The organism is Flavobacterium sp. CHNK8 (genome assembly GCF_019774515.1).
GTDB classification, from domain to species: domain Bacteria; phylum Bacteroidota; class Bacteroidia; order Flavobacteriales; family Flavobacteriaceae; genus Flavobacterium; species Flavobacterium tiangeerense.
In genome coordinates this window covers 2,522,138-2,545,844 of sequence record NZ_CP081492.1, presented here as the reverse complement: position 1 = coordinate 2,545,844, position 23,707 = coordinate 2,522,138, and the positions used below count along the sequence as shown (strand labels likewise).

At 34.4% G+C, this 23,707-nt stretch carries 21 protein-coding genes; 8 read left to right on the top strand and 13 right to left on the bottom strand.

Translation table 11 applies throughout. The annotated features are described in order from the left end of the window. The first annotated feature begins 6 nt into the window (after positions 1 to 6). Positions 7 to 2,475 (top strand): carboxypeptidase-like regulatory domain-containing protein, encoded by a 2,469-nt coding sequence (locus tag K5V07_RS10990; protein ID WP_221917517.1) that lies wholly within the window; start codon positions 7 to 9, stop codon positions 2,473 to 2,475. A gap of 106 nt (positions 2,476 to 2,581) precedes the next feature. Further along, entirely contained in the window at positions 2,582 to 3,304 is a 723-nt protein-coding gene (locus tag K5V07_RS10985) for a hypothetical protein (protein WP_221917516.1), read from the top strand. Between the two features lie 9 nt (positions 3,305 to 3,313). Here the strand turns inward: K5V07_RS10985 and K5V07_RS10980 are convergent, their stop codons facing one another. The 6 genes from K5V07_RS10980 to K5V07_RS10955 all read right to left on the bottom strand — a co-directional run bounded on the left by K5V07_RS10980 (position 3,314) and on the right by K5V07_RS10955 (position 10,153). Next, complete coding sequence (locus tag K5V07_RS10980) at positions 3,314 to 4,015, bottom strand: hypothetical protein (RefSeq protein ID WP_221917515.1); 702 nt, start codon at positions 4,013 to 4,015, stop codon at positions 3,314 to 3,316. 195 nt (positions 4,016 to 4,210) lie between these two features. After that, positions 4,211 to 4,858, bottom strand: a complete 648-nt coding sequence (locus K5V07_RS10975; RefSeq protein ID WP_221917514.1) for a hypothetical protein — start codon at positions 4,856 to 4,858, stop codon at positions 4,211 to 4,213. A 110-nt stretch (positions 4,859 to 4,968) separates the two neighbouring features. Next, positions 4,969 to 6,798, bottom strand: a complete 1,830-nt coding sequence (locus tag K5V07_RS10970; protein ID WP_221917513.1) for an ABC transporter ATP-binding protein — start codon at positions 6,796 to 6,798, stop codon at positions 4,969 to 4,971. Further along, positions 6,798 to 8,525, bottom strand: a complete 1,728-nt coding sequence (locus K5V07_RS10965; protein WP_221917512.1) for a phospho-sugar mutase — start codon at positions 8,523 to 8,525, stop codon at positions 6,798 to 6,800. The genes K5V07_RS10970 and K5V07_RS10965 overlap by 1 nt, the downstream gene beginning before the upstream one ends. A gap of 134 nt (positions 8,526 to 8,659) precedes the next feature. Continuing rightward, positions 8,660 to 9,616, bottom strand: a complete 957-nt coding sequence (locus K5V07_RS10960; RefSeq protein ID WP_221917511.1) for a glycosyltransferase family 2 protein — start codon at positions 9,614 to 9,616, stop codon at positions 8,660 to 8,662. Positions 9,617 to 9,622: 6 nt separating this feature from the next. After that, on the bottom strand, positions 9,623 to 10,153 hold the full coding sequence (locus tag K5V07_RS10955) for a DUF4199 domain-containing protein (protein WP_221917510.1): 531 nt from the start codon (positions 10,151 to 10,153) through the stop codon (positions 9,623 to 9,625). Positions 10,154 to 10,396: 243 nt separating this feature from the next. Between K5V07_RS10955 and K5V07_RS10950 the strand changes: the two genes are divergently transcribed. From K5V07_RS10950 to K5V07_RS10940, 3 genes are all read left to right on the top strand, one after another. Next, on the top strand, positions 10,397 to 10,648 hold the full coding sequence (locus tag K5V07_RS10950) for a type B 50S ribosomal protein L31 (protein ID WP_086455156.1): 252 nt from the start codon (positions 10,397 to 10,399) through the stop codon (positions 10,646 to 10,648). A gap of 146 nt (positions 10,649 to 10,794) precedes the next feature. Continuing rightward, on the top strand, positions 10,795 to 11,970 hold the full coding sequence (locus K5V07_RS10945) for a GlmU family protein (protein WP_221917509.1): 1,176 nt from the start codon (positions 10,795 to 10,797) through the stop codon (positions 11,968 to 11,970). A 225-nt stretch (positions 11,971 to 12,195) separates the two neighbouring features. After that, entirely contained in the window at positions 12,196 to 13,830 is a 1,635-nt protein-coding gene (locus tag K5V07_RS10940) for an ABC-F family ATP-binding cassette domain-containing protein (protein ID WP_221917508.1), read from the top strand. A 55-nt stretch (positions 13,831 to 13,885) separates the two neighbouring features. On the opposite strand, the gene K5V07_RS10935 is transcribed toward K5V07_RS10940, so the two are convergent. Next, on the bottom strand, positions 13,886 to 14,170 hold the full coding sequence (locus K5V07_RS10935; protein WP_158729363.1) for a GNAT family N-acetyltransferase: 285 nt from the start codon (positions 14,168 to 14,170) through the stop codon (positions 13,886 to 13,888). A gap of 14 nt (positions 14,171 to 14,184) precedes the next feature. Further along, a complete protein-coding gene (locus tag K5V07_RS10930) occupies positions 14,185 to 14,904 on the bottom strand; it encodes a pirin family protein (RefSeq protein ID WP_221917507.1) in 720 nt (239 codons plus the stop codon). A gap of 114 nt (positions 14,905 to 15,018) precedes the next feature. Between K5V07_RS10930 and K5V07_RS10925 the strand changes: the two genes are divergently transcribed. Next, positions 15,019 to 15,687, top strand: a complete 669-nt coding sequence (locus K5V07_RS10925) for an alpha/beta hydrolase (protein WP_221917506.1) — start codon at positions 15,019 to 15,021, stop codon at positions 15,685 to 15,687. 22 nt (positions 15,688 to 15,709) lie between these two features. On the opposite strand, the gene K5V07_RS10920 is transcribed toward K5V07_RS10925, so the two are convergent. Together K5V07_RS10920 and K5V07_RS10915 are read right to left on the bottom strand one after the other, a co-directional pair. Then, on the bottom strand, positions 15,710 to 16,402 hold the full coding sequence (locus tag K5V07_RS10920; protein WP_221917505.1) for a thioredoxin family protein: 693 nt from the start codon (positions 16,400 to 16,402) through the stop codon (positions 15,710 to 15,712). A gap of 150 nt (positions 16,403 to 16,552) precedes the next feature. Next, the gene (locus K5V07_RS10915) at positions 16,553 to 17,068 is read right to left on the bottom strand and encodes a DUF2892 domain-containing protein (protein ID WP_221917504.1); all 516 of its coding nucleotides are present in this window, start codon (positions 17,066 to 17,068) and stop codon (positions 16,553 to 16,555) included. Positions 17,069 to 17,231: 163 nt separating this feature from the next. Between K5V07_RS10915 and rpmH the strand changes: the two genes are divergently transcribed. Together rpmH and carB are read left to right on the top strand one after the other, a co-directional pair. Further along, positions 17,232 to 17,393 carry a 50S ribosomal protein L34 gene (gene rpmH, locus K5V07_RS10910; RefSeq protein ID WP_008464848.1) on the top strand — a complete coding sequence of 54 codons (162 nt, stop codon included), beginning with the start codon at positions 17,232 to 17,234 and terminating at the stop codon, positions 17,391 to 17,393. Between the two features lie 151 nt (positions 17,394 to 17,544). Continuing rightward, a complete protein-coding gene (carB, locus tag K5V07_RS10905) occupies positions 17,545 to 20,397 on the top strand; it encodes a carbamoyl-phosphate synthase large subunit (RefSeq protein WP_221917503.1) in 2,853 nt (950 codons plus the stop codon). Between the two features lie 65 nt (positions 20,398 to 20,462). On the opposite strand, the gene K5V07_RS10900 is transcribed toward carB, so the two are convergent. From K5V07_RS10900 to K5V07_RS10890, 3 genes are all read right to left on the bottom strand, one after another. After that, complete coding sequence (locus tag K5V07_RS10900) at positions 20,463 to 21,071, bottom strand: YkgJ family cysteine cluster protein (RefSeq protein ID WP_221917502.1); 609 nt, start codon at positions 21,069 to 21,071, stop codon at positions 20,463 to 20,465. 159 nt (positions 21,072 to 21,230) lie between these two features. After that, entirely contained in the window at positions 21,231 to 22,520 is a 1,290-nt protein-coding gene (locus K5V07_RS10895; RefSeq protein WP_221917501.1) for an amidohydrolase family protein, read from the bottom strand. 133 nt (positions 22,521 to 22,653) lie between these two features. Then, the gene (locus tag K5V07_RS10890) at positions 22,654 to 23,547 is read right to left on the bottom strand and encodes a dienelactone hydrolase family protein (RefSeq protein WP_221917500.1); all 894 of its coding nucleotides are present in this window, start codon (positions 23,545 to 23,547) and stop codon (positions 22,654 to 22,656) included. Positions 23,548 to 23,707 lie beyond the last annotated feature (160 nt).

Genomic DNA, 23,707 nt, shown 5'->3' with positions numbered 1-23,707 from the left:
AATCAATTGAGTACTACTAAATTCTTTCTTTTTTTATCGATTATTTGTCTTGGTTTTTCTGCAACTGCACAAACGGCAAGGATACGAGGTATTGTTTTGGATGAAAACAAACAACCTTTAGAGAATGTCAATATTACATTTGACGGTTTTAATACTCAGTCTAATGAGAATGGTTTTTATGATGTTAAAGTCCCTGCAAATCAAAAAGTAACAGTTGTTTTTACACACGTTTCTCTTAAAAAAATCACTGTTGTTTTTATGCTTGAGGCTAATGAACAAAAGGAATTTAACCCTGTAATGAACAGCCAGGCAGAGCAAATGGGAGAAGTGGTTGTAATAACGGGCAATAGGAGTGTGGTTCAGGGAATAGTAAATCTAGAACCCGAAATGATTCGAAAAATTCCGGGTGCGAATGCTGGTGTAGAAAACATTTTGAAATCCTTGCCAGGTGTTAATTCCAATAATGAGTTAAGTACCCAATATGCTGTGCGTGGAGGGAATTATGATGAGAATTTAGTTTATGTGAATGAAATTGAAGTCTATCGCCCTTTTTTGATTCGCTCAGGTCAGCAAGAAGGTTTGAGTTTTACCAATACTGATTTGGTTCATAATGTCGATTTCTCTGCTGGAGGATTTCAAGCTAAGTATGGAGACAAACTGTCTTCGGTATTAGATATTACTTATAGAAAGCCAACCACTTTTGGCGCAAGCCTTGAAGCTAGTTTTCTTGGCGGAAGCGTTGCTATTGATGCGGTTTCTAAAGATAAAAAATGGTCAGCTGTAACGGGATTACGCTATAGAAATAATTCACTACTTGTGAACAGTCAGGAAACGCAAACTAATTTTACACCAACGTTTGCTGATATCCAAACCAATATTAATTATCAGGCTTCGTCCAAATGGCAGTGGAGTTTTTTAGGTAACATTTCTCAAAATAAATACCAATATCGTCCTTTATCACGCGTTTCAAATTTTGGAACACTAGACAGCCCTATGGCACTTACGGTTTTTTATGAAGGTCAAGAAAAAGATAAATACGATACGTATTTTGGAGCAATAAAATCAGTATTTAATGTATCGGATAATTTTACTTTAAAATTTATAGGTTCCATCTTTCATACGTTAGAACAAGAGTATTTTGACATATTGGCGCAATATAGACTGGGTGAAGTTGATACTAATATTGGTTCAGAAACTCTAGGTGACGTTTCATTCACAAGAGGTATTGGATCACAGCTAAGTCATGCTAGGAATGATCTTGATGCCTTAATTGTAAATACTGAAATAAAAGGATTTCAGGACTGGAAAAACAGTCAAATAGAATGGGGTGTTAAGTATACTCGTGAATCTATTAGAGACCGAATAATAGAGTGGGAAGTTATTGATTCAGCTGGTTTTGCATTGAATCCGCCAATTTTAAATTTGCCAAAAAACGATCAGCCTTATACTCCTTACACAGGACCGTTGGTTCCATATCAAGATATACGAGCTATAAATTTCAATTCTATAAATCGGTTTTCAGGCTACGGACAATGGAGTTTAAAATCAAATTTAGGAACGAATGAAGTTTGGTATAATGCAGGAATCCGAATGCACAATTGGGAAGTTTCTGGCGCTAGCACATTGGGTAAGTCTCAATTTACAATAAGTCCAAGGGCTCAGTTTGCCATTAAACCAAATTGGGAACAAGATGTTGTTTTTCGGATTTCTGGAGGACTTTATCATCAACCGCCTTTTTATAGAGAGCTCAGGGATGGAGACGGTGTGGTACAACCCAATACAAAAGCGCAACAATCCTTTCATATAGTCTTAGGAAATGACTACAGTTTTAAATTGTGGGATCGTCCTTTTAAGTTACTCTCTGAAGTGTATTACAAATCTATAACTGATGCTAATACCTACACTATTGATAATGTACGCATAAGGTATGCAGCTAATAACAATGCAGTGGCTTACGCCCAAGGTGTAGACGTTCGTTTGAATGGTGAGTTTGTACCTGGAACCGAATCGTGGATCAGTTTTGGGTATTTAAAAACAGAGGAAAACAGCAATGAAAGGGGTTTTATAGCTAGACCCACAGATCAACGCTTAAAGTTTGCGATGCTTTTTCAAGATTACATGCCTAATATTCCAAGTGTAAAATTGTATTTGAACTTAGTCTACAATACAGGATTACCAGGAGGATCACCATCATACGCAGATCCTTATTTGTACCAAAACCGATTGAATGATTACCGCAGGGTTGATGTAGGCTTTTCTAAAGTATTTATTGATAACACCACAAGGAAAAGAAGCTCGGGTTTATTTAAAAATTGTAAAGAATTAGCTCTAGGATTAGAAATTTTTAATCTTTTTAACAATCAAAATGCTATTACAAATACTTGGGTTAGGGATGTATACTCTAAAAATCAATATGCAATACCAAACTACATGACCACTAGAGTTTTTAATGTAAAGTTGACTGCTAAGTTGTAAGGTGCTTTCAATACCCAGTTTCATTCTTTTTATTCGTTAAATTGTACTTGGAATAAGGAAGCTATTTTTAAAAATGATTACATTTGAGTTTTAATATTAGAATGACATGAAAAAAATACAGATCGCCATTATAGGAATTGCTTTGTTGTTTTTAGCCAGTTGTAAAGAGGATGCAGCAACGCCAAAAGTGACTTACGATGCAACTAATAAACCAAAGTCGATTGTAAAGGCAGACTCAACCCAAATACAAATAGCTGATTTGCCTTGGCAAATGGAAGGTACGGATTATTTAATTCACCCTATTGCTGATTTGAGTATTCGTGATCGTGGCGTGAAATCGCGTTATGGTTCATCAAGTGTGAATGATTTGAGTTTTACGATTTCCAATTATGGAGAATATGAAATTACAGGTTTTTTACAAAATATTAAATTCCAAAAAATTGATTCAGACTCCATCACTAAATTAACGGATAAACCCGTTTTGATACAAACAGCAACGTATTTAAAAACGGTTGCAGATAGAACCAAAAACCAAATCATGGTGTACACTATGGTTGATATGGATACCAACAAAGATGGTAAATTAGATGCTAGCGACATAAAATCCTTGCATTTGAGTACTATAAGCGGGGAGCGTCTTACTAAAATCTCGCCTGACTTTGAGGAATTAATAGATTGGAAACTTCTAGCCTCTCGCAATCGTTTGTATTTTAGAACGGTTGAGGATACTAATAAAAACGGTCAATTTGATAAAAATGATTTGGTTCATTATTATTATACTGATTTGACCAGTAAAGAGTGGAAGATTACTACTTATGAGCCAGTTTAATTGGTTTTTCTAAATCAAAATCTCACTTTCTAAATCGGATTTTTCAATAGTGAAGTCAAAGCCGAGTTGTTTTACCAGTTGGATTACCAAGTTTTTATACCAGTTTTCGGATTTTGGGTGAATGTATATTTTTTCAATTAAGGTATTAATGTTAATGTTTATTTTCAAACCTTCATTGATTTTAACTTCGCTTTCGCCAATATCAGTTATGATGCGTACCTCGCCTTCATATTGAAAACTTTTTCTTTTAAATAAAAAAGGAAAAAACAAGTCGTCAAATGGAATGTGCTCTTTTTTATAATCGATATAGTTGACTTCTCCTATGTATTGTTGATACTCTTTTTCTATTTGAAGGGACTGTTGCAAACGTCCAATTGTGGATTGAATAGCAAGCCCTTCGGTGTTTTGAGTAAATATTTGCCACATAGCAAAGGATTCGTATTCATTAATGTGCCAGCTGCTAATGGCTACTTTTTCGCGATGTTTTTTGTAGTAATTTAAAAAATCAGGATTGTCTTGAGATAATTTTTTGATTTCCTCAAAAGTGGGTTCGCTAAAGGTGCCTTCGTACTGATCCTCAAACTTATCTGAGCGCGACATGAATAGCTTTTGCGAAAGCAATAAATCCAGAAATTTAGATAGGTCTAGGTATTTCCATACTACTGTGTGCGGGTCTTGAGGAAGTTTAATCGAGGTGTTATTAACGTACATAGCTACAATTTATAGGAGATGCTTTTATGTAAAGTTCATCATTTTTTTTTACTTATGATTTCAGAACATGTTTTTTTAGCGTTATTTTTTTGCCATTTGCTACTATTAGTTCCATTGTGTCTATTTTTATTTTTTGAGCGTAATTTGAAAATGAAAAGCTCAAGAATAATGTTAAAGCAAAAATTCTTTTCATCATTAAATTTTATTTAGGTTAGATTTTAATTTTTGGATAGACCTTGAAATAAAAATACCGCCTAGAATTCCAGGTAAACTCCAAGCTAACACATCTGGTAAAAAAGTATTGTTGACCACGATAAAAGCTGTAAAAGCTGCAATATAGGCACCTGTCATGCGGCCAATATGATTTTTTAAACCGTATAAGGTATCGATAACTTTACCTGTGTAGGCTTTGTATTCTATGTAACACAATCTTAAACTGGCAGTTCCAAATAATAGAAATACGATACTAAAAACTTGTTTAGCTAGTAAATAACGGATGCCAATGTAGTAAAAAAGCGCTGAGCAGATCAACATGGCAATCGTAAGTATTGCATCGCCAAGTTGCGGTTTCTGACCTAAATGGGCTTTTTTTAACTGAATCATTCTGTATCCGGTAATAGCCAAATAGATCGTAAATACACCTACTATAAAAAGAAATAAATTAGTATGTACATACGCCAAATAAAAGGCACATAAACCGGTGCTGACCATGGCTATGGTGAAAATCAGGCCAATTTTTTTATGAATTTTATCGCCTTTTTTGCGAATTAAAACAACGGTACCCAACATTAAACCAGTAAATCCAGAAAGAATGTGCAGCACTAAGATAATTTTGAATAGCATAACAGACTGTTTTAAATGAAAAAGGTTACGTAAATATATTGCTATCTTACGTAACCTTTAAAAAATGTATACTGAAATGTCTTACCTCAAATCTGAGTTGTCGATTTTAACTACTCAAGCGATTGTAAGCTCACCAGTTTATTGTAAACACCTTGTAGCGCAATCAATTCTTCATGGTTTCCTTGCTCTACAATTTTTCCTTTTTGCATCACCACAATGACATCTGCTTTTTGAATTGTGGATAATCTATGTGCAATAACAATTGAAGTTCTGTTTTGCATCATGTTCTCTAGCGCTACTTGCACAAATTTTTCACTTTCAGTATCCAATGCCGAGGTTGCTTCATCCAAAATCATGATTGGCGGATTTTTCAAAACGGCACGAGCAATAGACAAACGTTGTTTTTGTCCACCGGATAATTTGTTTCCGCTGTCGCCAATGTTGGTGTAAATTCCTTTTGGTAAATCTTTTACAAACTCAAAGGCGTTGGCAATTTTCAAGGCTTCAATTATTTCTTCATCGGTAGCATCTGGTTTTCCTAATGATATATTGGCTTTGATGGTATCATTAAATAAAATACTGTCTTGGGTTACCAATCCCATTAAACTGCGCAGTGATTGTAAGTCAAGATCTTTTATATCCGTTCCATCAATAGAAATAGTGCCTTCGTTTACATCATAAAAACGAGTTAGTAAGTTGGCAATGGTACTTTTTCCGCTACCGGATTGTCCTACCAGCGCAACAGTTTGTCCTTTTTTTACTTCCAACGAAAAGTTCTTTAACACTTTTTCGTCTTCGTATTTGAAGTTGATGTTTGAAATGGTAATGTCAGATTCAAATGTATCTTTTTGGATAGCATTTTCTTTTGAAGTGATTTCGTTTTCAACATCTAAAACTTCAAAAACACGTTCAGCAGCGGCCAATCCGTTTTTCACAGAATAAGATGCTTTTGAAATGGCTTTGGCAGGGGTTAAAATATTGAATGCCAGTGTTAGATAAACGATAAAAGAAGCTCCATCAAGAGTTTTGTCATTTAAAACCAATAGGCCTCCGTAAAAAAGTAAAATAGCTATTGTAGTTACACCAAGAAATTCGCTTAAGGGTGTCGCTAAGTTATTTCGGCTTCCGATGCTGTTGTTCAAATTTAACAAACGGGTTACAGATTCATTAAAGCGACCTTTAAAAGTGGGTTCGGCATTGTAGCTTTTGATCACTTTTAAACCGCCTAAAGTTTCTTCAACCACAGAAATTAAAGAACCACTTTCTTTTTGCGCCTCCATCGATTGGCTTCTTAAATTTTTAGCCAGTTTAGAAATGATATAACCCGAAATAGGCATAAAAATCAATACAAATAATGTCAATTTGGTACTAATGGCAAACATCATTCCCAAAGCGAAAACGATCGTCAAGGGTTCTTTTACAACCAATTCTAAAATGGAGAAAAAAGAGTTTTGAACCTCGTTGACATCACCCAGCATACGCGCCATCATGTCTCCTTTTCTTTTTTCAGAATAGTAGGAAATAGGCAATTCAATAATTTTGGCATACATCGAGCGTCTCAAATCCTTTAAAACACCGTTTTTTAGGTGCATGATGTGATAGGAAGCCAAGTAGTTGAATAAATTCTTAATGAAAAATGTTGTGATGACCATGGCTACAACAAACAATAAAACAACCTCAGTGCTTTCACCATCTGATAAAGAGGATATTTTAAAATTAATGAACTCTGTTACATAATCCTTAAGATTTCCTATTCCAGTGTAAATTGGCTGTTCATATACTTTTTCTGTTTTGCCAAAAAGTACCTGCAATACAGGAAACAAAGTCAGCATTGAAATCGTGCTAAACAAAGCATACAAAATATTATAAATCACATTCCAAATAATATGTGATTGATAGGGTTTTGTAAAAGGTATTAATTTTTTTATATTCGGATCCATTAGTTCAATTGCATTGCAGTAATTATATTGGCGATTTTTTGGTCCAGAATTGCTTCTACTTCTTCAAAATCTTCAACCGCTTCAAGTGTAGTATTTACACTGATATAAAATTTAATTTTTGGTTCGGTACCACTTGGGCGAGCACATATTTTAGAGCCATCTTCCGTATAGTAAATCAATACATTCGATTTTGGAATCGTCATGGCTGATTCAGTACCATCTAATAAGTTTTTAGCAATACTTGACTGGTAATCTTCTACCATAATGACTCTTTCTCCGTTGATTTCTTTCAAAGGATTTTCACGTAAGTCAATCATCATCTGAGTGATTTCTTGTAAACCTTCCATTCCTTTTTTAGTGATGGATACTAAGTGTTCTTTGTAAAAACCGTTGTCGACATACAATTTGATTAATTCTTGATATACGCTACTTCCATTGGCTTTAGCCTGAGCTGCCATTTCGCAAACCAATAGGGTTGCTGCAACAGCATCTTTATCACGTACAGCGTCGCCTACCATGTAACCAAAACTCTCTTCGCCACCACCAATGAACTCTAGCTCTGGAAAGTCTTTGATCATTTTGGCAATCCATTTAAAACCAGTCAAACCTATTTTGCATTCCACGCCATAATTAGTAGCAAGTTCCATCATCATAGGAGTTGATACAATAGTAGAACCTATAAATTGCTTGTCATTAATTTTTCCTGATTTTTTCCATTGCTCTAGTAAAAATGCGGTCATCAAAACCATAGTTTGGTTCCCGTTTAGCAAAGTCATTTTACCGTTGTTATCACGCACAGCAACCCCTAAACGATCACAATCTGGATCTGTACCCACTACAATATCAGCATGGGTTTTATCTGCCAATGCAAGTGCCATGATCAATGCTTCTGGTTCTTCTGGATTCGGAGATTTTACCGTTGGGAAATCGCCATTCGGTTCGCGTTGTTCCTCTACAATATGTACATTGTTATATCCGGCTTGCGCCAAAGTTTCGGGAATGATAGTTATTGAGGTGCCGTGTAATGACGTAAATACAATATTTAAATCGTCTTTTGCTGTTTGCGAAGTGTTAAAACTAGCATTTGCAATAGATGATGCTATGAATGCGGCATCAATAGCAGTATCTACATAATGAATTAAATCCTCATTTGCTGTAAACTGAATTTGATCGTAGGTCAATTTTTCAATCACATCAATAATGCCTTTGTCCTCTGGCGGAACAATTTGACCACCATCTTGCCAGTATACTTTGTATCCATTATATTCTGGTGGGTTGTGCGATGCCGTAAGTACAATACCACATTGGCATCCCAAATGTTTTACCGCAAAAGACAATTCTGGTGTGGGTCTCAATTCCGAAAACAAATATACTTCAATCCCATTTGCCGAAAATACATCAGCAACGATTTTGGCTAGTGTATCACTATCATGACGACAATCGTAAGCAATAACGGCCTTCAAAGGTTGGTTTGGGAACGCAGTATGCAAGTAATTAGACAATCCTTGTGTACTCTTTCCTAGTGTATATTTATTAATGCGATTGTTTCCTACGCCCATTACACCACGCATTCCACCAGTACCAAATTCTAAGTTTTTATAAAAACTTTCCTCTAAATATTTTGGTGAAGTAGTCATCAATTCTTTCACAGCCACTTGTGTAGCGTTATCGAATGTTGGCGTAAGCCACTCATTTACCGCGTCTAGAATGTTTTGTTTGATTTCCATTTGATGTATTTTTTAATTTTTTAGGAGCTATTTCCTGCTATTCGTTACAATCTTTTATTCGCCGCGGCGCATAAAAGGATTTTCACTACTATCAGGGCTAGTAATCATCCCGTTGTAAGGCGTCTATTTTTAAATTACAAGTTTACGATACTCGCAATTTTATAACGCTCTTCATTATTTTTTGTTCTCAAAATGATTTCACCTAGAAATCCTGCTAGAAACAATTGTGTTCCTAAAACCATTGTAGTTAAGGCAATATAAAACCAAGGATTATTGGTCACAAGACTATAACGCATATCATTATACATGTGGTATAATTTTGAAAAACCGATGTAACCAGCAAGCATAAATCCAATAATAAACATCAAGGATCCCATCGCGCCAAAAAGGTGCATGGGTCTTTTTCCAAATCTGGACAAGAACCAAATAGTAATCAAATCTAAGAATCCGTTAATAAAACGTTCCATCCCAAATTTGGTTTCACCATATTTTCGGGCCTGATGTTGTACAACTTTTTCGCCAATTTTGCCAAAACCAGCATTCTTAGCCAATACCGGAATGTATCGGTGCATTTCACCAGAAACTTCGATATTCTTAACTACAATGTTTTTGTATGCTTTTAAGCCGCAATTGAAATCATTCAATTCTACGCCTGATGTTTTTCGAGCCGCCCAATTAAATAGTTTCGACGGAAGGTTTTTAGCCACTACAGAGTCGTAGCGTTTCTTTTTCCAACCCGAAACCAAATCGTATTTACCATTGGTAATCATGTCATACAATCCCGGAATTTCCTCAGGGCTATCTTGCAAGTCAGCATCCATGGTAATGATAACGTCTCCTTGTGCTTTAGCAAAACCAGCATGTAAAGCCTGTGATTTCCCAAAGTTTTTCATAAAACGCACTCCTTTTACATGAGGATTTTCTTTCGAAAAGTCTTCAATCAGTGCCCAAGAATTATCAGTACTACCATCATCCAGAAAAATGATTTCATACGAATAATTGTGGGATTGAACCACTTTGATGATCCATGTATAAAGTTCATGAAGCGATTCCTCTTCGTTTAAAAGCGGAATTAGTATAGATAAATTCATTAATTTTTATTCTTGTGTAGATTTGCTTTTAAAAAATGCTGCTAAAATTAAACCAAAAAGAGAACTAAAAAGTATTGTGAAAATAGACCCTTTTAATAATTCAATAGGTGAATAAGGATCATTTTCCTTCATTTTTGCTATAGCTTCATTGATTGAAGAAGCAGGTGCTCCTAACTTTTGCATCATATTCATTGAATACTTAATGATTAATTCATTCACAGCTTCTTTAGCCGAAGGATCAATGACATTGAAAAGTAAAATATTAAAAAGAACTGAAATTAATATTCCTATTACTATTGCAATGAAATAAGTAGTAAATGCATTTTTAAAAGAAAAAACACCATTTAACTCTTTTTTTGTCTTAACAAGTAAGGCTATACCTAAAATTAAATACGTCAAAATACTTAGTACACCTATCCACCATTCTGTGAATAAATTAAGATCAACAGCATATATTGTTGCTGTGATTAGTGCTGAAACTACTCCTATTATAACTCCAAAAGTTATTCCATTTTTTTTGACAATTTCGTTGATCATTTTAGGTGGTTTTAAAATTAGTCTACAAATATAACAATTCCCAATATATTCAACGTTAAAAAACGTTTTTTGAGTTAACATAAAAAAAGTGAAACAAAGATTTGTTTATTGAAAAAATAGTGTAAATTTGCAGACTCAAAATAAAAGTATAAAAACAAAAAGTTATTAGGAGTTTATACCTTTTCTGTAAAAAGAAAAGCTTCAAAGCAACTTAATAATTAACAAATAAAAAAGATTTACAAGATGAAAAAAGGAATTCACCCAGAAAATTACAGATTAGTAGCCTTCAAAGACATGTCAAATGAAGAAGTTTTTATTACTAAATCTACTGCAGATACTAAAGAAACAATAACTGTTGATGGTGTTGAATACCCAGTTGTAAAAATGGAGATCTCTAGAACATCTCACCCTTTTTACACAGGTAAATCTAAACTTATCGATACTGCAGGACGTATTGATAAATTCAAAACTAAATACGCTAAACACGTTAAATAATTTTAACTTGTTTTCTATAATAGTAAAGCCTTTCTTCATGAAAGGCTTTTTTTATGCTATTTATTTGAAAACTTTGTAACTTTGAAGTCAATATTACAAACATGCAGGTGAAGTTGACACCGATATACTTATAAATAATCCACACTATGAATTACATCCTTTTTGACGGACCTTCAAGAAATGCCTTATTGCCTTTTACATTTACTCGTCCAGTTGCTGATATCTTGATTGGTATTATGACTATTAGACAAAAATGGGAATTGCATCTAGGGTCAACAACCACAACACTTACAGAGGAATATTTATCAGGAAAATATCCAATGGTGGAACTTGAAGTCAATGTAATGATTAACGCATCTTACCTACCTAATGCGGTATTGGCAGAGATGGTAAGCAACTTAGAGCCTAATCAAGCTATTTTTAAAGGAGATGAAGTAATTGCTTTTTACACTACGGAGGAGCAAGAAGAAGTAGATTTTGATACTTATGAGATACTTGAATACACTGACGATTGTTTGACTGTGCACAATCCTTGGGATATTTTTGCTAAAAATGATGCTGCTATTAGAGAAGATTTTGAATTTCTAACCGAAGACAGACAATCACAACCTATACCAAAGAGTGTAAATGTCATTGCACCCGAGAATATTTTTATTGAGGAAGGAGCAAAGTTAGAGTTTGTAACTTTAAATGCTTCTACAGGTCCTATATATATAGGTAAGGATGCAGAAATTATGGAGGGCTCTGTGATTAGAGGTCCATTTGCCTTATGTGAACATGCGAAGGTGAAATTAGCGAGCAAAATTTATGGTGCAACCACTGTTGGACCATATTCTAAAGTAGGTGGGGAAATTAATAATTCAGTTTTATTTGGATATTCTAATAAAGGTCATGACGGATTTTTAGGAAATTCGGTTCTTGGAGAATGGTGTAATATAGGTGCCGATAGTAACAACTCAAATTTGAAAAACAATTATGAGGAAGTGAAATTATGGAGCTATGAAACCGAGGGATTTGTTAAAACGGGACTGCAGTTTTGTGGTTTGATGATGGGCGATCATAGTAAATGTGGTATCAATACGATGTTTAATACCGGAACAGTGATAGGTGTGAGTGCTAATGTTTTTGGAAGTGGTTTTCCGCGCAATTTCGTGCCAAGTTTTTCATGGGGTGGTGCAGCTGGATTTACAACATACATCACTAAAAAAGCTTTTGAAACCGCCCGATTAGTCATGAGCCGCAGAAATATAGAATTTGATGAAAGAGAAGCAGCTATTTTAGAGCATGTTTTTGAGGAAACCAAAAAGTGGAGAAAAGAATAAGATCGTTTTTTATCATCTAGTATTTTAGAATGCTATTGCTGTAAAGATAATTCTGTTTAAGGCCTTTCTTTATAGTAATGGCATTTTTGTTATTAGGATACTCAAAACTTTCTGAGTTGCAAATTGTCTAATTCTGTATTTAAACTATCTTTGCACCTTCAAAAAACGGTTTCAAAAAATATTGAATCCTTCACTCTTTTGAACATTAAACTTTAAACTAAAATAATGATTACAGTAAATGATATTTCAGTGCAATTTGGTGGTACAACGCTTTTTAGTGATGTTTCTTTTGCCATAAATGAAAATGACAAAATTGCCTTGATGGGTAAAAATGGCGCGGGTAAATCTACCTTACTTAAAATTATTGCAGGACAAAGTAAACCTTCAACCGGAAATATTTCGGCACCAAAAGATGCAGTAGTAGCTTATTTGCCGCAGCATTTGTTAACAACTGATGGGGCTACTGTTATGGAGGAGGCTTCAAAAGCTTTTGGAGAAATTTTTTCGATGAAAGCAGAGATAGACGAGATTAATGACCAATTAACCATTCGTACTGATTATGAAAGTGATGCGTACATGAAATTAATCGAAAGAGTTTCAGACTTAAGCGAGAAGTTTTATGCCATTGAAGAAGTGAATTACGAAGCCGAAGTTGAAAAAATATTAACTGGTTTGGGTTTTTTACGTGAGGATTTCACAAGGCAAACATCAGAGTTTTCAGGAGGTTGGAGAATGCGAATTGAGTTAGCTAAAATTCTTTTGAAAAAACCAGACTTGATTTTACTAGATGAGCCTACCAATCATATGGATATTGAGAGTATTCAATGGTTAGAGGATTTTTTGATAAATTCAGCCAAGGCGGTTGTGGTAATTTCACACGATAGAGCGTTTGTAGATAATATTACAAATCGTACTATAGAGGTTACTATGGGTCGTATTTATGATTATAAAGCCAAGTATTCTCATTATTTGGAGCTAAGAAAAGACCGTCGTATGCACCAGCAAAAAGCATACGATGAACAACAACGCATGATTGCTGATAATCGTACTTTTATTGACCGTTTCAAAGGAACGTTCTCTAAAACAGATGCCGTACAATCACGTGTAAAAATGCTCGAAAAATTGGTGATTGTTCAAGTGGATGAGGTAGATACATCGGCTTTAAAGTTAAAATTCCCTCCAGCAGCTCGCTCTGGTCAATATCCCGTTATTGTAAAGGAATTGACCAAATCGTATGGTGATCACGTAGTTTTTAAAGATGCTAGTTTGGTTATTGAAAGAGGTGAAAAAGTAGCTTTTGTAGGTAAAAATGGTGAGGGTAAATCGACTATGATTAAGGCCATTATGAAGGAGATTGGCATTGATGGGGGGAGTTTAGAGATTGGTCATAATGCTCAAATTGGGTATTTTGCTCAAAATCAAGCTTCGTTATTAGATGAAAATGCAACGATATTTGAAACCATAGACGATATTGCCGTAGGTGATGTACGTACTAAAATAAAAGATATTTTGGGCGCCTTTATGTTTCACGGTGACGATGTTACTAAAAAGGTAAAAGTACTTTCAGGTGGTGAAAAAACGCGTCTTGCGATGATTAAATTGTTGCTTGAGCCTGTAAATTTATTAATTCTAGATGAGCCTTCGAATCACTTAGATATGAAAACCAAAGACATTATCAAAGATGCTTTGCGTGATTTTGACGGAACTTTGATTCTAGTGTCACACGATCGTGATTTCCTTGACGGATTAGCAACAAAGGTTTTCGAATTTGGAAACAAACGAGTGGTAGAGCATTTTGAAGATATTACCGGTTTCTTGGCTAATAAGAAAATGGAAAATATGCGTGAAATTGAAAAGTAAAATTTTCGATCTAAAATAGAAAAGCGACTGCAGGAATAATGCAGTCGCTTTTTGTTTATAGTCTAATTCCGGGAGGAAGTAATTCTTTGTATTGCGGAAATTTTTTAAAAAACTGTACAATTCGTGGTAAAATAGGAACTACTTTCCACTTTTGCTCAATGGCATTTTCTAAGATACTTTTTAGAAAATCATTCAAAAAATCTTCATCATTAAATCCTTCTGGTTTGTGAATTTTGGTGAGAAAGATTTTCTTTTCTTGAAAAGAATACTCCACAGCGAGTAAACCTTGTGGGCTATTGGTTTCAAATTGTCTCGAAAATGTATTGTCTTTAATTTCCATAAAAATAAGGATGGTTACTGCTGCATTGGTACTTCAATCAACAGTATTTTAGCTGTACTATTAATTTTAATGTCAATTGCAGTTGTCGTGGTTATTCCGATTGCATCTCTTGCATTCAGAATTTGGTTGTTTATTTCAATTTCACCTTCTATTAAAAACAAGTAAACGCCATTTTTTGGAATCTGAATCGGGTAGTTTACCGCAGTGTTTTTGTCAAAAATACCTAAGTTAAAAAACGTTTTTTGGTGCACCCAAAGCGCGTTGCCATCGTTATGATCCTTTGGTGAAACTACTTTTATGAAAGTGTTTTTATGTTGTTCTAGGTCAAATGATTTTTGGTCATAGCGTGGCGTTACTTCTTCCGTATCCGGAAAAACCCATAATTGTAACGTTTTAGCACGTTCGGTTTTGCTGGCATTCATTTCAGAGTGTTCAACTCCGCTACCAGCACTCATTACTTGTACTTCGCCAAAGCGAATAACACCTTCGTTACCCATACTGTCTTTGTGCATCAAGCCACCTTCGAGGGGAATAGTGATGATTTCCATATTGGCGTGACCGTGCGTGCCAAAACCAGCACCTGCTGCAATGGTATCGTCATTTAGTACACGTAGCATTCCAAATTGTACACGCGCTGGATTAAAATAATTACCAAATGAAAATGAAAAATTAGCTTTTAGCCAGCCAAAGTCGGCTGTGCCTCTTGTATTTGATTTGTAAATTTGAGAAGTCATAATTTATTATTAATATATGATTGCGTGTGTGTGTATTTTCTAAAAAAAAATTAATTTTAAACAAATTTCGGTATAATAATATCGAAAGGTGTTATAAATAAGTTAAAAGCAATTATGAGTAAAATACAAGTTTATTTTATGCCTGGTTTAGCGGCCAGTACAACTATTTTTGAGCGTATAAAACTTCCTGAAACTGATTTTGAAATGCACTACCTGGAGTGGGAAATTCCATTTGATAATGAGACATTGGTAGCGTATGCCAAGAGAATTGCAGATAAAATAGCCCACAAAAATCCAGTTTTGGTAGGAGTTTCTTTTGGAGGTATTTTAGTTCAGGAAATGGCAAAACATATTGCGGCTAACAAAGTTATTATTATTTCCAGTGTCAAGAGTAATACTGAGTTTCCAGTGCGATTAAAATTAGCAAAGTCCACCAAAGCATATAAACTAATACCGATGAACTTGATTTTGAACATAGAAAGTTTAGCTAAATTCTCTTTTGGTGAAAAAGTAAATCAAAGGCTCAAGTTGTATGAGAAATTTTTATCGGTTCGAGATATTCGTTATTTAACCTGGGCAGTAGAGCAAGTTGTGCTTTGGGATAGAGTCACAATCGATGAAAGTGTCATTCACATCCATGGAGATCTAGATGATGTTTTTCCTATAAAAAATATAAAAAAATGTATTGTTGTAAAAGGAGGTACTCACATTATGATTTTAAATAAATACAAATGGTTGAATGAGAAATTACCACTTATAATTACGGATAGATATGAGGTTTAAAACTTTTTGAATAACAGCCAACTTAAAATTTTCTGGTGGTTGTGTTTAAACTTAATTTAGTATTTGTTGTGCGAATCATATCTTCAAAAAGGGAATAACTCATTGCGAATGCTGCGTCCTTGGAAATTTTTATTTTATTTTGATTTTTAATTCGGTTAATGGTTACTACCTTTTTATTTTCGTCTATGTAATAAACGGTAGGTATTCCTAAGGTGTGTTTTAAAGTAGCTACTATTTTAAAATCATTTTGGTAAGCCTCATTAGCGTAGCAAATTTTTATTTTAGAATTAAATTGATTTGCTGTTTTCTTTAAATTTTTCTTTTTGTCCCAAAAGACTATGACTATTTGTAAATTATTACCATATTTATTAGCTAGTGTATTCAAAGCTGGAGCATCTCCTTTGTTGCGCACGCACCAGCTGGCATAAGTTACTAATAAAATTGGTTTGTTTATTTTATGGAGTATTACTTTTTTAGAATTATATCCTTTTATGGTAAAATCATCAAATAGAGTGCCATTTAGTTTGTGTTGGACTAAAGAGTCAAATAACCGCTTGCCCTCTGTGAAGTCTTTATTTTCAAAAGCAATTAAACTTGCTGATCGATAAGGTTTAATATTGCGTTTTACAGCATCAGAAAAATAGACAATACTATCTTGTGCATAGTTGCCTGTGGTAAAGAGGAAAAATAACAGTAAGTATAATTTTCTCCACATATATTTTAATTATTGTTTAAAAGTATGTTAATAACTTTATTAATTTTAATAAAATCGTTCAATTACCAAAAAAACCGATAAAATGTAATGCGCGTAAAAAAACCACTTACATTTGTAAGTGGTTCATAGTTAATTTGTTAAAAAAAAGAGTTACATCTTTTTCATTTGCTCTTTCATTATTACAATTTGCTCTTTCAGCATGTTTTGTTTGTCTAATTTTTTAGCTTCGTTCAATAATGTGGTTGCTTCCAGCTTACGACGGCGCGTCATAGCTACTCCAGCAAGGTTTAATTTGGCTACAGCCAAATCCATATCCATTGATAAACCAAGTTCAATTGCTTTTTTGAAATATTTCTCTGCTTGATTGATATTGGTTTGAGAAAGCATAATTCCGTGTAGATAATTGAAATATCCTTGTTGTTTTTGTACCAATGCTGTTTCTGGATTTTTAATGTATGCTAACCATTTTTTAGCGCCCTCAAAGTCTTGTTTTCTTAATTTTAGAAATGCTAAAAGGATAAATTCATTTTTAAAGTATAAAAATACGGGGATAACACTGATTAGTAAAAGAAAAATTCCGTTACCAATATTACTCTCTGTGAATTGCCAAATGCCAGTAGCTACGATAAGTCCGGCAATAATAAGTTTGATATTTCTGTGAAACATAGTATGTTTAATTTAAGATTACAAATATAGTAAAATGAATTGAAAATAATTTTGCAAAACTACTTGTGAGGAAAAAAAGTCTTTGTATATTTGCACTCGGTTTTCGAATAAACAATTATTCAAATTAGTAGACATATAAATAAGATTTTAAAGATACAAAGCAATGAGCAAAAGAACATTTCAACCATCGAAAAGAAAAAGAAGAAATAAGCACGGATTTATGGACAGAATGGCTTCTGCTAATGGAAGAAAAGTTCTTGCGCGTAGAAGAGCTAAAGGAAGACATAAATTGACTGTTTCTAGTGAACCAAGACACAAAAAATAATGTTTTTATAAACATAATTAAGGCGTTACTTTTTTTAGTATCGCCTTTTTTTATACCTAGTCGTTAAAAAAGGATAGGTTATTTTACACTTAAGTGTCTATTTTTGATACTTTTAATAATTATAAACAACAACAACACAACACTACATAAAATGCCAAAAGATACATCTATAAAATCCGTTTTGATAATAGGTTCTGGTCCTATTGTTATTGGTCAAGCTTGTGAATTTGATTATGCAGGTTCACAATCGGCACGTTCTATTCGTGAAGAAGGAATTGAGGTCATCTTAATCAACTCTAACCCGGCTACTATTATGACTGATCCCTCAATGGCTGATCATGTTTATTTGAAGCCATTGACCACAAAGTCAATCATTGAAATTTTAAAAGCACATCCTCAAATTGATGCGGTTTTACCAACGATGGGAGGACAAACGGCCTTGAATTTATGTCTTGAAGCAGAAGAAAAGGGAATTTGGAAAGATTTTGATGTGAAATTAATTGGTGTAGATGTTAATGCCATTAATATTACTGAGGATAGAGAGCAGTTCAAACAATTGCTTAAAAAAATAAATGTACCATCGGCACCTGCTGAAATATGTACGTCCTACTTAAGAGGAAAAGAAATTGCACAGGAATTTGGTTTTCCATTGGTGATTCGTCCATCGTTTACATTAGGAGGGACAGGAGCAGCAATTGTATACAAAAAAGAAGATTTTGATGAACTTTTAACTAGAGGTTTAGAAGCTTCTCCTATACACGAAGTTTTGATTGACAAAGCTTTGATGGGGTGGAAAGAATATGAATTGGAACTTTTGAGAGACAAAAATGATAATGTCGTTATCATTTGTTCTATCGAAAATATGGACCCGATGGGGATTCACACCGGAGATTCCATTACAGTTGCGCCAGCGATGACTTTATCTGATACAACGTTTCAAAAAATGCGTGATTATGCTATTTTGATGATGCGTAGCATAGGGAACTTTGCGGGTGGATGTAACGTACAATTTGCTGTTTCGCCAGATGAAAAAGAGGATATTGTAGCTATCGAGATCAATCCTCGTGTATCTCGTTCTTCTGCTTTGGCATCAAAAGCAACTGGTTATCCTATTGCAAAAATTGCCTCTAAACTGGCGTTGGGTTACAACTTAGATGAATTGCAAAATCAAATTACTAAATCAACTTCGGCTTTGTTTGAGCCAACTTTGGATTATGTAATTGTAAAAATACCACGTTGGAACTTTGATAAGTTTGAAGGAGCTGACAGAACGTTGGGACTTCAAATGAAATCTGTAGGTGAGGTGATGGGAATTGGGCGTTCGTTTCAAGAAGCGCTTCATAAAGCCACACAATCATTGGAAATCAAAAGAAATGGTTTAGGGGCTGACGGAAAAGGATATACCAACTACGAACAAATTATTGAGAAACTAACTTTTGCAAGTTGGGATCGTGTGTTTGTGATTTATGATGCTATTGCCATGGGAATTCCTTTGAGCCGCATTCATGAAATTACTAAAATTGACATGTGGTTCTTGAAGCAATATGAAGAACTTTACACTTTAGAAAAAGAGATTTCTACTTTTAAAGTTGAAACGTTGCCAAGAGAATTATTGCTTGAAGCCAAACAAAAAGGGTTTGCTGACAGACAAATTGCGCATATGGTAGGTTGTTTAGAAAGCCAAGTTCATGATTTGCGTACCGCTAAAAATATCAACCGTGTATTTAAACTGGTAGATACTTGTGCTGCAGAGTTCAAAGCAAAAACACCGTATTATTATTCGACTTTTGAAGCTGAAATTGAAAAAGTAGATGGTACGCGTTACGTAGACAATGAAAGTATTGTTACCGATAAAAAGAAAATTATTGTTTTGGGCTCAGGGCCAAATCGAATTGGACAAGGTATAGAATTTGATTACTCTTGCGTACACGGAGTACTTGCCGCCAAAGAGTGTGGTTACGAAACCATCATGATCAACTGTAATCCAGAAACGGTTTCAACTGACTTTGATACTGCTGATAAATTGTATTTCGAGCCTGTTTTTTGGGAGCATATTTATGATATTATTCAACACGAAAAACCTGAAGGAGTTATTGTACAGCTGGGTGGTCAAACGGCTTTGAAATTAGCTGAAAAATTATCTAAATACGGAATCAAAATCATAGGAACTAGTTTTGATGCACTAGATTTAGCCGAAGATAGAGGCCGTTTTTCTGAACTTTTGACAGAATTAGCTATTCCGTTTCCACAGTTTGGTATTGCAGAAACTGCTGACGAAGCTGCTGCTCTAGCGGATACGTTAGACTTCCCATTATTGATTCGTCCTTCTTATGTTTTAGGAGGTCAAGGAATGAAAATTGTAATCAACAAGCAAGAACTTGAGGAACACGTCATTAATTTATTGAAAACCATTCCAGGGAATAAATTACTTTTAGATCATTATTTAGATGGTGCGATTGAAGCTGAAGCAGATGCTATTTGCGACGGTGAAAATGTATACATCATAGGGATTATGGAGCATATTGAGCCTTGTGGTGTGCACTCAGGTGACAGTAATGCTACTTTGCCGCCATTCAACTTAGGTGAATTTGTGATGCAACAAATAAAAGATCATACTCAAAAAATTGCATTGGCACTTAAAACCGTTGGATTAATCAATATTCAGTTTGCGATAAAAAATGATATTGTGTACATCATAGAAGCAAATCCAAGAGCCTCTCGTACTGTGCCATTTATTGCAAAAGCCTATGGAGAACCGTATGTGAACTATGCAACAAAAGTTATGTTAGGTCATAGTAAAGTAACTGATTTTGATTTCAATCCGCAGTTGAAAGGATTTGCCATAAAGCAGCCCGTGTTTTCTTTTAGTAAGTTCCACAATGTAAACAAAGCTTTAGGACCCGAAATGAAATCAACAGGGGAAAGCATTTTGTTTATTGATGACTTGAAAGACGATCAATTTTATGAATTGTACTCCAGAAGAAAAATGTATTTGAGTAAATAATACTCAAAATATTGATAATGAAAAAGCCCCAACTGGGGCTTTTTTTGTGGGACTGTGTTTTTGGATTAAGCAATATTTGCCAAATCTGTTGGAAAAGGGCGATAGGCATAATAGTGTAGCACCTCTTCAATGGCAGTGCTTAATGCTTTATTGATAGGCATCATAGTAGTTCCTAAACGTGAATCTATCTGAGAAAGTTGCATATAATAATCTGTAAAAACAGGAATGTAAAGCCCTTTACTTATAGCTTCTTCAGTAGTTTTGTAGTGTTCGTTTTGTCCTTCTTTTATGATTTTGCAAGTCGCTAATCGTAGCTGACCGTATTTGTCTCTTGTGGCTGCATACCCAAAAAGCCTACAGATTAAACCGCGGTATCGGTAATTGCTGCAACGCCCCATAGCTCGATCTACTAAGGTTAGAGGTTGATACAAGTGACAATAAGTATTGGATTTATGTTGTAACGTGTCCAGTGTTTTTTCGGCTTCTCCATTCAAAAATAAATGCAGTGCCCAAGGCAAAAACTCTAATGGCGACGCTTCTATCTCAGGAGTACTGCAACATGCACCACAACCGCTACAACAGTTTAATTGTGATTGGGCCTGAAAGACTATAATTTCCTTTTCAAGACGGTCAAATAATGCTTCTACCAATTGAACCTTGTGTGCTATAGCCATGAGTTTCTTGGTAAGGTAGGCTATTAAAAACCAGTAGAGTCACAATTGGGATTTACTTGTGAGTTGTTATATAATGGGTTCTAGCTGTACTAATTTTTGTTTGGCTTGCTGTTTATTTTTTTGGTAAGCGTAGCAAAGTATTATGAAACACACAATTTTTTAATTCTTAGAATTTGATTCTAATTTCTTCAATAGTTCTGATTTAAAATATACCTTGCCTTCAATAATTGTGATTGAAACTGTTTTTATGTTTGTAATATCTTGTAATGGATTTTTATCTAGAATTATTAGATCAGCAGATTTGCCTGGTTCGATTGTTCCCCAATTTTTGGTTTCACCAAAGAAGGATGCAGGTGTTGAAGTGGCCGATTTTAAAATAGTAAAGGTATCAATTCCAGCATTTGACCAATTTACCATTTCATCGTGCATATTAAATCCGTTCATTTGAAAGGTCCCTGTAGGGTCACTACCTAGTAACAAAAGGCATTTGTTATCAATGAGTTGTTTTAGAATTTTTTGTTTGTATTGAAATTGAGGTTTGTATTTTTCTGTAGCTTGTATGATTTGGTCATGTCCTGTTGCAGAAACGTAATCGTTTAATTCTTTTTCCCATTTTTCGAGATACGTTTTAGGTGCATTAAAGTATACCAGTCTATTTTTATAGTCATTCGGATAACTAAGTTTTGCTGACATAATATCCCAATCTAGGGTAGGGCAGTTGTAAACGCTATATTTTTTGGTTAATAGAATAGCATTTGCTAGAGTACTTTGTTCATTAATTTTTTCGTAGCCAGCAAGATGTTCAATGCTTTTGTAGCCGGATTGCAGTACTTTTTCAAGTGCAACTTCCTTTGGATAGTGTCCACAAACGATAACAGAATTTTTATTGGCCGATTTCATCAAGTTGTCAAAAACTTCTTCATTAGCTATGCTAAAAACTTTTATGAAATTAAGATTATTCTTTTTTATTGCAACCATCAAGCTGTCAAATTGCGGTTCTGTATACTTATCCTCACGGGTTATAATATGACTGTAATGTATTTTAGGACTTACTATCTTTGAATTGGTTTCAATTTTATTTTTTAGTAGGAGTTGTGGTGTTTTAGTATTCATAATTCTAATGTGAGTTACTCCTGCGGCAATATTTTCCAAAAGATAATTCTCTACATCCTTTTCTGTAGGGACATGGCTGTGCATTTCAGCTAAGCCTGGCATCAAGAACTTGTTGTAACCCTCAATTACTTCAAGGTTTGATTTTTTTGACATTTTATTGTAATCATCAATCTTTACAATTTTACCATTTTCAATTAAAACGCTTTTTCTTTCAGTAATATTTGGACTGGTCATTGTTATTATATTAATGTCTTTTATGATCAATCCTTTGGATTCTTGCGTCATTCCATTAATACTCCATAAAACAGCAAAGAGAGATAGTATTTTTAGTTTCATTTTTGATTTAATTCTTTTTATTTGTTTAGAATTCAAGTTATTGATGCGTTCAGTTGAATATTTTAAGCACTTATCTTTATAGACCAAAACAAAAATTCCCAAAGATAATTTGGGAATTTTATCTTGTATGTCATTATTTCTTCTTTAATTCTTTCTTGAAAAAATCAATGGTTCTGGTCCAAGATAAAGTAGCGGCTTTTTCATCGTATCTTGGTGTGGTATTGTTGTGAAAACCATGGTTAACACCATCGTAAAAATAGGCTACATGTTGTACGTTGTTCTTTTTTAAGATGGTTTCATAAGCAGGCCAACCTTCGTTCACACGGGTATCTAAGCCAGCGTATTGGGCTAGGATAGGAGTTTTAATCATTTCGGCTTCAGCAGTTGTGGGTTGCCCTCCATAATAAGGTACTGCGGCATCAAGTTCTGGTATTTTTACGGCCATCATATTCGCAATCCAACCTCCAAAACAAAACCCAACAACTCCTATATGTCCGTTGCAATCTTTGTGCGATTTTAAAAAATGGTAAGCAGCAATAAAATCTTCGAGCATTTCTTCGCGCGTACGTTTCTTTTGAAGTTCGCGTCCTGCATCATCATTACCAGGATAGCCACCTAATGGAGATAAAGCATCTGGCGCTAGCGTAATAAATCCTTCAACTGCTCCTCTACGGCCTACATCTTCAATGTACGGATTAAGACCTCGGTTTTCATGTACTATAATAATTCCTGGTAATTTCTTTTTTGTTCCTGTAGGTTGAGATAAAAGTCCTTTTATTGGTCCGCCACCTTTGTCTGAATTGTAAGTAATAAATCCCGATTTTATTCTGGGGTCTTCGGGTTGTATCAAAATTGAATCTACATAATTTGGGGACATAAAGCTCAATAATGAAGGAAGCGTTAAGGTACCAACAGCAAATAAAGATAGTTTTTCTACAAATCCGCGACGGTCAATTTTGTTGTGCGCATAATCGTCATACAAGTCAAATATTTCTTGACTGATATCTTCTTTGGTTATTTTTTTCATAGTTTTTTTTAGTTGGTACTAATTTATAAAAAAAGTGGGAACGAATTACTTTTAAAAATGGTAGTTTATCATGAGATTGACAACGTTTTATAGTATGTGTTAACGTACTTGTTTTTATATTTATATTTTTGTTGTTTCAATCAAGCATTTAAGGAGGCCA

What these genes read in the sequence shown, in the direction of transcription:
- K5V07_RS10890 (WP_221917500.1), bottom strand. Translation starts at nt 23,547, where the DNA reads ATGAAAAAAATAACCAAAGAAGATATCAGTCAAGAAATATTTGACTTG.
- K5V07_RS10980 (WP_221917515.1), bottom strand. Translation starts at nt 4,015, where the DNA reads ATGTACGTTAATAACACCTCGATTAAACTTCCTCAAGACCCGCACACA.
- K5V07_RS10970 (WP_221917513.1), bottom strand. Translation starts at nt 6,798, where the DNA reads ATGGATCCGAATATAAAAAAATTAATACCTTTTACAAAACCCTATCAA.
- K5V07_RS10975 (WP_221917514.1), bottom strand. Translation starts at nt 4,858, where the DNA reads ATGCTATTCAAAATTATCTTAGTGCTGCACATTCTTTCTGGATTTACT.
- K5V07_RS10985 (WP_221917516.1), top strand. Translation starts at nt 2,582, where the DNA reads ATGAAAAAAATACAGATCGCCATTATAGGAATTGCTTTGTTGTTTTTA.
- K5V07_RS10945 (WP_221917509.1), top strand. Translation starts at nt 10,795, where the DNA reads ATGAATTACATCCTTTTTGACGGACCTTCAAGAAATGCCTTATTGCCT.
- K5V07_RS10920 (WP_221917505.1), bottom strand. Translation starts at nt 16,402, where the DNA reads ATGTGGAGAAAATTATACTTACTGTTATTTTTCCTCTTTACCACAGGC.
- rpmH (WP_008464848.1), top strand. Translation starts at nt 17,232, where the DNA reads ATGAGCAAAAGAACATTTCAACCATCGAAAAGAAAAAGAAGAAATAAG.
- K5V07_RS10955 (WP_221917510.1), bottom strand. Translation starts at nt 10,153, where the DNA reads ATGATCAACGAAATTGTCAAAAAAAATGGAATAACTTTTGGAGTTATA.
- K5V07_RS10925 (WP_221917506.1), top strand. Translation starts at nt 15,019, where the DNA reads ATGAGTAAAATACAAGTTTATTTTATGCCTGGTTTAGCGGCCAGTACA.
- K5V07_RS10900 (WP_221917502.1), bottom strand. Translation starts at nt 21,071, where the DNA reads ATGGCTATAGCACACAAGGTTCAATTGGTAGAAGCATTATTTGACCGT.
- K5V07_RS10960 (WP_221917511.1), bottom strand. Translation starts at nt 9,616, where the DNA reads ATGAATTTATCTATACTAATTCCGCTTTTAAACGAAGAGGAATCGCTT.
- K5V07_RS10950 (WP_086455156.1), top strand. Translation starts at nt 10,397, where the DNA reads ATGAAAAAAGGAATTCACCCAGAAAATTACAGATTAGTAGCCTTCAAA.
- K5V07_RS10895 (WP_221917501.1), bottom strand. Translation starts at nt 22,520, where the DNA reads ATGAAACTAAAAATACTATCTCTCTTTGCTGTTTTATGGAGTATTAAT.
- K5V07_RS10915 (WP_221917504.1), bottom strand. Translation starts at nt 17,068, where the DNA reads ATGTTTCACAGAAATATCAAACTTATTATTGCCGGACTTATCGTAGCT.
- K5V07_RS10935 (WP_158729363.1), bottom strand. Translation starts at nt 14,170, where the DNA reads ATGGAAATTAAAGACAATACATTTTCGAGACAATTTGAAACCAATAGC.
- K5V07_RS10965 (WP_221917512.1), bottom strand. Translation starts at nt 8,525, where the DNA reads ATGGAAATCAAACAAAACATTCTAGACGCGGTAAATGAGTGGCTTACG.
- carB (WP_221917503.1), top strand. Translation starts at nt 17,545, where the DNA reads ATGCCAAAAGATACATCTATAAAATCCGTTTTGATAATAGGTTCTGGT.
- K5V07_RS10940 (WP_221917508.1), top strand. Translation starts at nt 12,196, where the DNA reads ATGATTACAGTAAATGATATTTCAGTGCAATTTGGTGGTACAACGCTT.
- K5V07_RS10930 (WP_221917507.1), bottom strand. Translation starts at nt 14,904, where the DNA reads ATGACTTCTCAAATTTACAAATCAAATACAAGAGGCACAGCCGACTTT.